Annotated in this window: 12 protein-coding genes; 10 read left to right on the forward strand and 2 right to left on the reverse strand. The window is 36.9% G+C overall.

All coding sequences use genetic code 11. The annotated features are described in order from the left end of the window. From ACTXGU_RS07220 to ACTXGU_RS07265, 10 genes are all read left to right on the forward strand, one after another. Positions 1-1,011 (forward strand): FecCD family ABC transporter permease, encoded by a 1,011-nt coding sequence (locus ACTXGU_RS07220; protein WP_443480827.1) that lies wholly within the window; start codon positions 1-3, stop codon positions 1,009-1,011. A gap of 431 nt (positions 1,012-1,442) precedes the next feature. Then, positions 1,443-2,615 carry an ABC transporter substrate-binding protein gene (locus tag ACTXGU_RS07225; RefSeq protein ID WP_443480828.1) on the forward strand — a complete coding sequence of 391 codons (1,173 nt, stop codon included), beginning with the start codon at positions 1,443-1,445 and terminating at the stop codon, positions 2,613-2,615. A 120-nt stretch (positions 2,616-2,735) separates the two neighbouring features. Continuing rightward, on the forward strand, positions 2,736-3,611 hold the full coding sequence (locus tag ACTXGU_RS07230) for a branched-chain amino acid ABC transporter permease (protein WP_443480829.1): 876 nt from the start codon (positions 2,736-2,738) through the stop codon (positions 3,609-3,611). Positions 3,612-3,622: 11 nt separating this feature from the next. Further along, positions 3,623-4,564 (forward strand): branched-chain amino acid ABC transporter permease, encoded by a 942-nt coding sequence (locus tag ACTXGU_RS07235; protein ID WP_443480830.1) that lies wholly within the window; start codon positions 3,623-3,625, stop codon positions 4,562-4,564. Beyond that, positions 4,551-5,333 (forward strand): ABC transporter ATP-binding protein, encoded by a 783-nt coding sequence (locus ACTXGU_RS07240; protein ID WP_443480831.1) that lies wholly within the window; start codon positions 4,551-4,553, stop codon positions 5,331-5,333. The genes ACTXGU_RS07235 and ACTXGU_RS07240 overlap by 14 nt, the downstream gene beginning before the upstream one ends. Beyond that, positions 5,334-6,041, forward strand: a complete 708-nt coding sequence (locus ACTXGU_RS07245; RefSeq protein WP_443480832.1) for an ABC transporter ATP-binding protein — start codon at positions 5,334-5,336, stop codon at positions 6,039-6,041. Between the two features lie 362 nt (positions 6,042-6,403). Next, positions 6,404-6,622 (forward strand): hypothetical protein, encoded by a 219-nt coding sequence (locus ACTXGU_RS07250; protein ID WP_443480833.1) that lies wholly within the window; start codon positions 6,404-6,406, stop codon positions 6,620-6,622. Between the two features lie 15 nt (positions 6,623-6,637). Then, a complete protein-coding gene (locus ACTXGU_RS07255; RefSeq protein ID WP_443480834.1) occupies positions 6,638-6,949 on the forward strand; it encodes a spore coat protein in 312 nt (103 codons plus the stop codon). 399 nt (positions 6,950-7,348) lie between these two features. After that, complete coding sequence (locus ACTXGU_RS07260; protein WP_443480835.1) at positions 7,349-7,696, forward strand: MGMT family protein; 348 nt, start codon at positions 7,349-7,351, stop codon at positions 7,694-7,696. 24 nt (positions 7,697-7,720) lie between these two features. Then, positions 7,721-9,007: a Zn-dependent hydrolase gene (locus ACTXGU_RS07265; protein WP_443480995.1), complete on the forward strand. Its 1,287-nt coding sequence runs from the start codon at positions 7,721-7,723 to the stop codon at positions 9,005-9,007. Positions 9,008-9,095: 88 nt separating this feature from the next. Here ACTXGU_RS07265 and ACTXGU_RS07270 read toward each other — a convergent pair whose 3' ends face one another. Both ACTXGU_RS07270 and ACTXGU_RS07275 read right to left on the reverse strand, forming a co-directional pair. Further along, a complete protein-coding gene (locus ACTXGU_RS07270) occupies positions 9,096-10,046 on the reverse strand; it encodes an L-lactate dehydrogenase (RefSeq protein ID WP_443480836.1) in 951 nt (316 codons plus the stop codon). 32 nt (positions 10,047-10,078) lie between these two features. Beyond that, on the reverse strand, positions 10,079-11,695 hold the full coding sequence (locus ACTXGU_RS07275; protein WP_443480837.1) for a lactate permease LctP family transporter: 1,617 nt from the start codon (positions 11,693-11,695) through the stop codon (positions 10,079-10,081). Positions 11,696-12,154: the final 459 nt, after the last annotated feature.

Consider the following 12,154-nt stretch of genomic DNA (forward strand, 5'->3'; position numbering starts at 1 on the left):
ATGTATAATCAGATGACTAAACGTAAAGTTGCCATTCCTTATATGGTACGTATTGGCATATTGCTATTGCTGCTTATTTCTGCCGCCTATTTGATGATAGGAGTCGGCAGTATTTACATTAATCCTGTAGATACCGCTCTTTATTTTGCAGGAGAAAATCAAGGTGCAGCATTTATTGTAGAAAATTATCGTTTGCCTAGAATAATAATTGCGATGTTAGCTGGCAGCGGTTTTGCTGTTTCTGGTGTTATTTTGCAAAGCGTGATCAGAAATCCTCTCGCTTCACCGGATATCGTCGGAATTACAAAAGGCGCTGGTTTATTTGCTGTCATTATCATTATTTTTATTCCGAGTGTAACTACTTCTATTCTTCCTGTCTTTTCTTTTATTGGGGCTGCCTTTATATGCATCCTTTTGCTAATTATATCGAATAAAATTGGGGCAGAATCCAGTACTATTGCATTAGTAGGGATTGCACTAGGCGCTATATGCCAGGCTATTACAGAATATTTTCTTGTGAAATACCCGTTGCAGGCAAACGACTCACTCGTTTGGTTGGCAGGCAGCATTTGGGGGAAAAGCTGGGAAGAAGTTTACGGACTATTTCCATGGATTATTGTTCTTCTTCCCGTCTCCTTTTTATTATATAAGCAGTTAGACATCTTAAGTTTTGACGAAACAGTTTCAACTGGGCTGGGATTAAAAGTGAAACAGACTAGGTATCATCTGTTAATAATATCGGTAGCATTGGCAGGAGCTTGTGTGGCCGCAATCGGCTCCATTGGATTTATCGGGCTCATTGCTCCACATATAGCCAAGCGGATATTTGGATCAAGCCACCTTTATCTTATACCTGGATCTGCAATAATAGGTGCCCTGCTTTTAGTAGTTGCAGATGGGATAGGAAGAGGGTTGAATCCGCCAGTAGAAATCCCGGCAGGCATCATAACAGCGATTATAGGGGTACCTTACTTTTTATTTCTTATTCGCCACGGTAAAAAGAGAAGTTAATCGTAAAACCAAGTTCACAATTAGAACTTGGTTTTTGTAATGTTGGATATAACAAGAAACGTTAGAAGTCCTTACATTTCGTGAAGTGTAAATGACGGAAAACTATTATATTCACATAAAATTCACAATTACAAAAATTAAAAAGGTTTTAGTATTTTAAAATAATGTTTATTGTTTGATAGCCGCTGAAAACAAGCTGTTTTTCTGGATTGAATAAGAATGTATAGCGGAAAATTGGTTGGTTTTTAACATTTATTTGTTTTATTATAATAATTTTCAGACTTGTTTAATTTGTGAAAAATTGGACTAGACAAATACGAAAGTTTTGTTTTAAAATAGCAAATGTACTTTTAGAAAGGACTATAGTTTGTTCTGAATTGGTGTTATTTTCAGAATACTTAAAAAGATAAATAGAAGAAGGGGAACTGAAAATGAAGAAACAACTAAAAGTTTTATTAACGTCTTCTGTACTTGCGGCAGGTATTTTATCTGGTTGTAGTGCGGGAGGAGCAAACAAGTCATCTGAAGATGAAATTAAGTTAGGAGTAAACTTAGAATTATCTGGAGCGGTTGCTTCTTATGGACAATCACTTGAAGATGGAATTGATCTTGCGATTGACGAAATCAATGAAGCTGGCGGTATTGACGGTAAACAAATCAAACCTGTAAAAGTCGATAATAAATCCGATCTTACGGAAGCTACAAATGGAGCGCTTAAATTAATTACACAAGATAAAGTATCAGCAATTATTGGCGCGGCAACAAGTGGTGATACAGTGGCACAAGTGCAAATTGCAAATGAAAATAAAACAGTTATCTTATCTCCGTCCGCAACTGCACCTAATGTTACGGTAAACAAGGACGGTTCTGTAAATGAGTATGCATTCCGTACTTCATTCATTGATCCTTTCCAAGGAACGATTGCAGCAAACTTTGCATCGAAAGAATTAAAAATTAAAAATGCAGCGATTTTTGCTGATAGTGCAAGTGATTATGCAAAAGGATTGGCAGCTTCTTTTAAAGAAACGTTTAAAGCAAATGGCGGGAATATTGTTTCTGAAGAAGCTTATGTAGCAAAAGATACAGATTTCAGCTCTACTTTAACTCGAATTAAAGCGAAGAAACCAGATTTTATTTTTATCCCTGGTTATTATGAAGAAGTGGGCTTAATCATTAAACAAGCTCGTGAATTAGGCATTACTGTACCGTTTATGGGTGCAGATGGTTGGGATTCACCGAAATTAGTTGATCTTGCTGGGAAAGACGCATTAAATAATACGTATATTACAAACCACTATTCTTCTGAAGATCCAGATGAAAAAATTCAAAAGTTTGTAAGTACGTTTAAAGAAAAGAATAAAGATAAAAATCCTGATGCATTTAATGCACTAGGCTACGATTCTGTTTATTTATTAAAAGATGCAATTGAAAGAGCTGGAAGCACTGATTCGGAAAAAGTAAAAAATGCTTTAGCAGAAACAAAAGATCTTCCTTTAATTACTGGTGTTGTTTCAATTGATAAAAACCATAATCCAATCAAATCAGCAACTATCTTAGAATACAAAGACGGAAAACAGGTGTTTAAATCAAAAATTAATCCGTAAAGTAATTTTAAATCAGAACGTAATGGGGGGAGAATATCCTCCCTATTTTCCATTTTATCCGCAATAAAAGGAATTTTTTTCTGATGGGAATGTTCGTTTAAAAAAGGAGTGAGAAACAAAATGGAATGGCTACAGCAGCTTGTAAACGGTATATCTTTAGGAAGCATCTATGCCTTAATAGCACTAGGATATACAATGGTTTACGGAATTATAAAATTAATTAACTTTGCTCATGGCGATGTGTTTATGGTTGGTGCATTTATCGGATTTTATGCTATTACAGGATGGGGGCTAGGATTTTTCCCTGCTTTAATTTTAGCAATGGTGGCATCTGCATTGTTTGGAATGCTGATTGAACGAATTGCATATAAGAGACTTCGCAACGCAACAAGAATTGCAGCACTTATTACGGCGATTGGAGTTTCTCTGCTTATTGAATATGGAGTGATTTATGTTCGCGGAGCACAGTTAGAAACATATCCAAGCGTTTTGCCAACTAAAACATTTGATGTTTTTGGAGCGCAGATTAGCAGCAAATCATTATTGATTTTAGGCGTATCTGTATTGTTAATGATCATCCTGCAATTTATTGTCCATAAAACAAAAACAGGGAAAGCGATGAGAGCGGTATCTCAAGATATGGATGCAGCTAGATTAATGGGGATCAATGTAGACCGTACTATTTCAGCAACTTTTGCGATTGGTTCTGCATTAGCAGGTGCTGCAGGAGTTATATTTGGCGCTTATTATACAAAAATTGAACCATTGATGGGTGTTATTCCAGGGTTAAAAGCATTTGTTGCCGCAGTATTAGGCGGTATTGGCATTATTCCTGGCGCGATGGTAGGCGGCTTATTATTAGGTGTAGTTGAAACAATTGTCAGTGCATTAGGCTACTCTTTATGGAGAGATGCTGCCGCATTTATTATTCTCATCTTAATTCTTATTTTTAAACCAGCTGGTATATTCGGCAAGAATACAAAAGAGAAAGTGTAGGTGAAGAGAAAATGAAAAAGTCAAAAAGTTTTTGGGTGTTTTTATTCCTCTCTGCGCTTCTTTACGGTGTTATCCAATTTTTTATGAATTCAGGAATAATAGATCCACTATACGGTAATATGATTATTTTAATGGCTATTAATATTATGCTGGCTGTGAGTCTTCACTTAGTAATCGGAATAACTGGCCAATTTTCGATTGGACATGCTGGATTTTTGGCAGTTGGTGCATATGTATCAGCAATCGCGACGATGAAGCTTTCGCTGCCGTTTCCAGTCGCAATTATTGCAGGGGGAATTGTAGCAGCATTGGCAGGACTGTTAGTAGGGATTCCAACACTGCGTTTACGAGGAGACTATTTAGCGATTGCTACGTTAGGTTTTGCAGAAATTATTCGGATTTTCTTTTTAAATATCGATTATGTCGGCGGAGCTGCTGGTATGCAGGTATCACGCCTGGCAACATGGACTTCTACATTTATCTGTTTATTTATTACGATCTTAGTGATCGTGAACTTTACGAATTCCCGTCATGGTCGTGCCGCCATTTCTGTAAGAGAAAATGAGATAGCTGCTGATGCGATGGGCATCAATACTACCTATTATAAAGTAGTTGCATTTGCGCTGGGCTCATTTTTTGCCGGAATAGCAGGAGCGCTGCAAGCACATAATTTTTATATTATTCAACCGACCAATTTTGGCTTCTTAAAATCGTTTGACATTCTTATTTATGTCGTTTTAGGTGGATTGGGAAGCATTTCGGGCTCTATTATCGCGGCTGTATTTTTAACGATTATTTCTACTTTCCTTCAAGAATACCCAGAAACAAGAATGATTATTTATAGCTTAGTTTTAGTAATTGTCATGTTATACCGTCCTAAAGGGTTGATGGGAACAATAGAAATTACCGATTTCTTTAAACGAAAAGGAGGTAGTTCTAATGGCAAAAAATAATCCATTGCTTCATGTTAAAGGAGCAGGTATTCAATTCGGCGGATTAAAAGCAGTTTCCGAAATAAATATGGAGCTTCATGAAGGCGAGTTAATCGGATTAATCGGTCCAAATGGTGCTGGAAAAACAACTACCTTCAATCTGCTTACAGGTGTATATACGCCAACTGAGGGAGATATTTTTTTCAAAGGAAAGCGTCTAAATGGATTAAAGCCATACCAGGTTACACGAAGAGGAATAAGCAGAACGTTCCAAAACATTCGTTTATTTAATGAATTATCAGTATTAGATAATGTAAAAGTTGCGTATCATTCTTTGGCAAAACATTCGATATTAAGCAGCATCCTTCGTCTTCCATCCCATTTTGCCGGGGAAAAAGAGATGGAAGAAAAGTCGCTTGAGTTTTTAAAGATTTTTCAACTAGATAAATATAAAGATGAAAAAGCAAAAAACTTGCCGTATGGACAGCAGCGCCGCTTAGAAATTGCCAGAGCGTTGGCGGCAGGACCGAAGCTGCTTTTGTTGGATGAGCCTGCAGCAGGAATGAATCCGCAAGAAACGCATGAATTAATGGAGTTAATTGCTTTTATTCGCAAACAGTTTAATTTAACGATTCTTTTAATAGAACATGATATGCTACTTGTGATGGGAATATGCGAACGAATTTATGTATTAGATCATGGACAATTAATAGCAGAAGGAACTCCTGAAGTGATCCGTAATCATCCAAAGGTTATTGAAGCTTATTTAGGAGAGGAGGTTGCGGAGTAAATGTTAAAAGTAGAGGATATTAATGTATACTATGGCAATATCCAGGCATTAAAAGGAGTAACGATGGAAGTGAAAGAAGGCGAGATTGTTACCCTTATCGGTGCAAATGGTGCCGGAAAAAGCACGCTATTAAAAACATTATCTGGTTTATTAAAGCCAAAGTCAGGTACGATTCATTATTTAGGAAAATCCATTGCTGGGAAGGCTGCCCAATCGATTGTGAAAGCAGGAATTTCCCATGTGCCTGAAGGCCGCAGAGTTTTTGCTAATATGACGGTGGAAGAAAACTTAGAATTAGGGGCATATTTAAGGAAAGACGCTGCGGAAATTCGCAAAGATTTAAATCGTGTATATGAAATATTTCCTAGGCTGTTAGAGCGTAAAAAACAAGCTTCTGGAACTCTTTCTGGAGGGGAGCAGCAAATGCTTGCAATGGGCCGGGCAATCATGGCACGACCAAAGCTGTTGTTATTGGATGAGCCTTCAATGGGACTAGCTCCATTGTTTGTTAAAACGATTTTTAAAGTTATTGAAGAAATCAATAAAAATGGCACAACGGTTTTATTAGTAGAACAAAATGCCAATATGGCCTTATCCATTGCCGATAGAGCATATGTAATCGAAACAGGACGTGTTGTATTATCTGGAACAGCGGAAGAATTACAAGCAAGTGAAGAGTTAAAGCTTGCATACTTGGGCGGACATTAATAGAGAGGGGTTGTCACATTTAGGTGGCAGCCTTTTTTGTTTATAGAAGGCTGTTTTCGTATAGATTGTTGCTTTTAAACTCGCAGACTGAATACACTTCGCTTTCCGTGGGCGAGCGTCGAGCCTCCTCGTCGCATACGCTCCTGTGGGGTCTCGTCTTTCTCGCATACCCACAGGAGTCTACGTGTATTCAGTCTGCTGAGTACTTCTTCTCCCATTTTTTACGTAAAAAACAACAAACTTTGAGAAAACAGCCGTATAGTAAGAAGCGTTTTCTTATAACACTCCAAATTATTACCAATTATGATGCTGGATGGATGATTCGTTTTTGGAACAAACTAAACGGAAAAGGAGGGAGCAAAATGGTTCAACCGTTGACAGCGAAAGAGCTTGAATATTTGGCAGATTGTATGTCAAATGAAGATTTATTAATTAAACAGGCAATAGTTGCTCTTACACATGTACAAAATCCGGCAGTTCAGCAATTATTTACACAAGCAACGAAGCAGCATCAACAGCATTATCAGCAGCTTTTAACAACGATGCAGCAGCATGTCTCTATCGCCCCAAAAATGCAATAAGGAGAGAAAAACGATATGAATAAACAAACACCAACTATTGGAGATCAAGATATTGTGTACTCTTTTTTATCTGATTTAAAACGTTCTGCCAGAGAATATACAACCGCTACAACTGAATCCAATTGCCCAGAAGTACGTCAAGTATTTGAGCGGCTTCTTCAAGATACTTTAAAGATTCAAGATCGAACATATCAACTGATGTCACAGCAAGGCTGGTATAATACATCATCCCCTGTATTAAGTGCAGAAATTAATAAACAAATTAATACGTATACACAAACGCAGATGCAAACGAATCAAATGCTTCAGCAAAATGTAGGCATGTAAATAGTAGGAAAGATAAAACAGCAAATAATCTTCTGTTATTATGTTGAAATAATAAAACAGGGGAGAGTTGCTGTTTTTTATACATCAAGGCTTTTTTCATATAGATTGTTGTTATGTAACCCGCAGCCTGATTACACTTCACTTTCCGCGGACGAGTGCCGAGCCTCCTCGTCGCTATGCTCCTGTGGGGTCTCGTCTTTCTCGCTTTTTCCGCAGGAGTCTACGTGTATTCAGGCTGCTCAGTGCTTCAATCATGTTTGTTATTTTATTCTAAAACAACAAACTTTGAGAAAACAGCCTACATCAAAAATGAAACCAATCTTTGCTGAAAATTTTGACAACCCTCTGAAATGAAGTTATTTTAAAGAAAAGAAAATTTAAACAGTCAGGAAAGAGATAATGAAATCATTTACTTCTAATGTAATAAGAGTTATTCAATCTATTCCAGCGGGGAAGGTAATGACATACGGACAAATTGCTAAAATAGCTGGAAGCAGCCGTGGTGCAAGACAGGTTGTCCGGATTTTGCATGCGATGAGCAGTAAATATGAGCTTCCTTGGCATAGAGTGATTAATGCAAGTGGAAAAATCTCCATTCAAAATGAAGAAGCAAAAATGTTGCAAAAGCAATTGTTAGAAGAAGAAGGAATTGTTTTTGAAAAAAACGAACAGATTTCTTTGCAAACATACATATATGATCCAGTAGAACTTATGGAAGAATCGCAACTACATAACGATCCTAATTAAATGGAGGGGAAAAATTTGCAAAATGTGTTTTCGAAAGAAAGATTATTAAAAGATATCGGCAAGTGCCAACCATTTTCAGGAATAGATCCAGAGGAACTGGCAGAAAAGTTAGCAGCATTAGTGGAAATTGGTAAAACAGATAAAGGCGGAGTCACACGTTTCCCGTATACAGATGAAGAGAAAAAGGCAAAACATCTTTTTAAAAATTGGATGGAAGAAATAGGACTTCAAGTAAGGGAAGATGCAGTTGGCAATATATTTGGACGGTTGGAAGGAGAGGAGCCTGATTTGCCAGTCGTCTTAACAGGCTCTCATTTAGACAGTGTACCGAATGGAGGGGCATTTGATGGTCCTCTTGGGTGTTTAAGTAGTTTATTCGCAATAAAGTCTATTATCGACAACGGTCAAAGCATAAAAAGATCAATCGAACTTGTTGTATTTGTAGATGAAGAAGGCTCTCGATTTAAAAACGGCATCTTTGGCAGCCGTGTCATGATGGGAGAAGTTGAGGTTAGTGAACTTACAGACTTTCAAGATGAGAACGGTGAAGTTTTGTATAACACCATGAAAAATAGTGGGTACGATCCGGATAAATTAGATAGCGCTCATCGCCCAAGCAACGACATTTATGCATTTTTAGAGGTGCATATTGAACAAGGAAAAAAATTAGAGACAGAACAGAAAAATATAGGAGTAGTAAGCGGGATTGCAGGGCCAGCGATTATTTTATTTACTTTCATTGGACAAACAGATCATGCAGGAAATACACCGATGGAATCTCGAAAAGATACGGTAGCAGCCGCTGCTGAATTTATTTTAGAGGTGGAAAAGGCGCCAAGAAAATTCAGTAAAACCGCCGTTGCAACAGTTGGCAAAATGCATGTTTATCCAAATGGCACAAATGTCATAGCAGGAAAAACAGAAATTGTTTTGGATGCAAGAGATGTGGACGAACAAGCAAGAGAAGAAATGCTTGTTTATTTAAAGGAGACAGCAGAGAAAATAGCTAAAAGCAGACAGCTTACCGTTGAAATTCAGGACGGGCTTAAAATCTCTCCAGTTATCATCCCAGATAAAATAAAAACAATCATTAGCAATGCAGCAGAAGTAAGTAGATTAACAACCATGTCTCTTCCGAGTGGAGCTGCCCATGACGCAATGACCCTTGGGAAATACGTACCATCCGGGATGATTTTTGTACCTAGTTTAAACGGGAAAAGCCACTCACCGGAAGAATGGACATCTTTGCCTGATTGCGTAAATGGAGTACAAGTATTAAAAGAATCACTAACAGTACTAGCAAATGAATAAATAGAGCCTAAAACGAAAAAGACTGTAGGCAAACTCCCCTAAATGGGGGGTGCTACAGTCTGAAATGAATCTAAATAAATGTTCGTTCTTATTCATGTACCGGAGTCATTATTCCTTTTAACACCTTTACAGAATGATCAAATTTTTCTTGTTCTTCTTTGTTTAATTCAATTTGAACGATTTCACGAATTCCATCGCGGTTAATAACAGCTGGAACACCAATGTATACATCCTTATGTCCATATTCTCCATTTAAATAAGCAGATACTGGTAAAATAGAGTTTTCGTTATTTAAGATTGCTTTTGTAATGCGAACAAGTGACATGCCAATTCCATAATAGGTTGCCCCTTTTCTTTCAATAATATGGTATGCTGCATCACGAACATTTACAAAAATTTCATCTAAGTCTTCTTGTCTGAATAGAGGGTTTTTGCTTAATAATGTTTCAATGCTTTCTAAACCAATAGTCGCACGGCTCCATACCGGCAATTCTGTGTCGCCATGTTCCCCAATAATGGAAGCGTGTACGTTTCTAGTATCCACATCAAAGTATTCACCAAGCATATAACGAAGTCTTGCACTATCTAAAGTTGTTCCAGAACCGATTACTTTTTCTTTTGGCAAGCCAGATTCTTTCCAAGTAACATAAGTTAAAATATCAACTGGATTTGTAGCGATTAAGAAAATGCCGTTAAATCCACTATCCATCACATTTTTAATGATTTGTTTAAAGATTGCTGTGTTTTTGGCTACTAAATCTAGACGAGTTTCACCTGGTTTTTGCGGCAATCCTGCAGTGATAACAACTAAGTCAGCAAGGCCACAGTCTTCATATTGACCATTCCAAACTTTTACTGGTGATGGAGCGAATGGAATACCGTGGTTCAAGTCCATTGCTTCTCCTTCTGCTCTTTTTTCATTTACGTCTATTAACACTAATTCCTCTGCTACTCCTTGGTTAATAAAAGAATAAGCGTAGCTGCAGCCAACTGCCCCAGTACCAATTAATACAACACGATTAATAGCTTGTTTTTTCATAATAAATCTCTCCTTATTTTAAAATTAATATATTAGAATAACAACCAACTGACGAAACCAAGAATGACAAGTAAACATAAGCTGTATTTAATTGTCACTTTAAATAAGTCACTTTCTTTTCCCGCTAATCCAACTGCAGCAGCTGCAACAGCGATAGATTGAGGGGAAATCATTTTAGCCATTGTGCCTCCTAGAACATTGACTGCAACCATCGTTTCAGGTGCAATACCAATTTGTGTAGCTGTTACAGATTGAAGTGGAGCAAATAAAGAACCACTGTTTACAACAGAACCTGTTAAGAATACACCTAACCAACCTAATACCGGTGCAAATATTGGAAATATAGCACCAGTTGATGCAAAGGCTAACCCAAGTGTGGAAGACATACCAGAGTAAGTACAAATATAAGCAAATGCAAGTACACTACAAATAGTTAACACAGGTGATAATAATTCTTTTGCTGTTTCTTTGGCAGTTTCCACTAACAATATTTTACTACAACGGAATAAGATGCTTGCAACTATTATGGTTATAATAATGGCTGTTGTTGTAGATGAAAATAAATCTAGTTTAAACACAGCGGCATATGGTGTTGCTTCTGGTACAATCGGTGAAAGCTTTATCACATTATTATTTAAAAACGGAATTGGAAGCAGGAATACTAGTTTTTCCAAAGGTCCGCCAGCAATAAATAAGTTTTTGACAAAAGATAAATTGAATAATGTCACACAAATTGTTAAAAAGATAAATGGCAGCCAAGCAAAAGCGATTGTTCCAAGTGAATATTTATTGGTGCTTTCCACTTCTTTTTCTTTATTAATGCGGAATATTTCTTTTGGTTTCCATTTCTGCAAGAATAGAGCAAGTGCAATCAAACTAACGATTGCTGCAAAAATATCAGCCAACTCAGCTCCTATAAAATAAAGTACAACTGCTTGTGTTACAGCAAAGGAAATACCAGAAACTAAAATCGCTGGGAATGTTTGTCTAATTCCTTTAAGTCCGTCAATGATAAAAATTAATAAAAAGGCTACTATTATACTGATAAATGGTGTAATAAGAGCTGTATATCTGCCTACAACAAGTCCATCTAAACCAGTTAGAAGGGCTGGAACAGTTACGGGAATACCCATTGCTCCATATGCTCCGCCGGCAATATTTGCGATTAAGCAAAGGCTGGCTGCATAGATAGGTTTAAATCCAAGTCCAACTAATATAGCTGCTGTGATTGCAACAGGTGCGCCGAATCCTGCAGCTCCCTCTAGAAATGCTCCAAATGAAAATGCTACAATAAGAACTTGCAAGCGTTGATCTGCTGTTATAAAAGAAATACTATTTTCAATAATGGCAAACTTACCTGTTTTTACTGTTATTTTATAGAGAAAAATAGCAGCAAATACTATTGATGCAACTGGCCATATACCAGCTAATGCTCCATATACCGCAGACATTAACACTAATACAGCGGGCATTTTATAAATAAAGATTGCAACGATTCCAGCAACAATAATGCTGTACAGTCCTGCAATATAACCTTTTAATTTAAATACAGTCAGCATTAAAATAAAGAATATAATTGGAATAGCTGCGACTACTGCTGAGATCCATAAATTATTTAAAGGATCATAAAGTTGATTCCAAACAGTCATGTGAATTCCATCTCCTTTGAAAAATTAAATTGTTACTTTGATACTGTTAGTATAATCGATAGTTTGTGAAATGAATCACAAAAATGTGTCTGTTTTGTGAATTGAACAAATAAAACGCTTTCTTAAAATTGATGTGTTCACATTTTCGCCACATTGTTAAATGTTCAAAAAAGGAAGTTAGGGCGAAAAGGGTTGAGGTGTGGAAGTCACGAACTGAAGCATAGGCGGTGCTATGATTACGAGGATTTTTTACATAACCTCTACCATGTATGATCAATCAATAGATAGAAAAGAGGCATCATCGTTAGCTTCTTCAAAATATAATGATTTATACAGTGTTCAAAAAAACTGATGGTTATGAGTAAGTACATATATATAAAGAATGCAGTGAACAAATATTTCAAACCTATCCAAGTCAATGTTTCCGCGAAAGGAGAAAGAATCCCGTGTTATTTACGA

It is taken from the genome of Niallia sp. 01092, assembly GCF_052318935.1.
Lineage (GTDB): Bacteria > Bacillota > Bacilli > Bacillales > Cytobacillaceae > Niallia.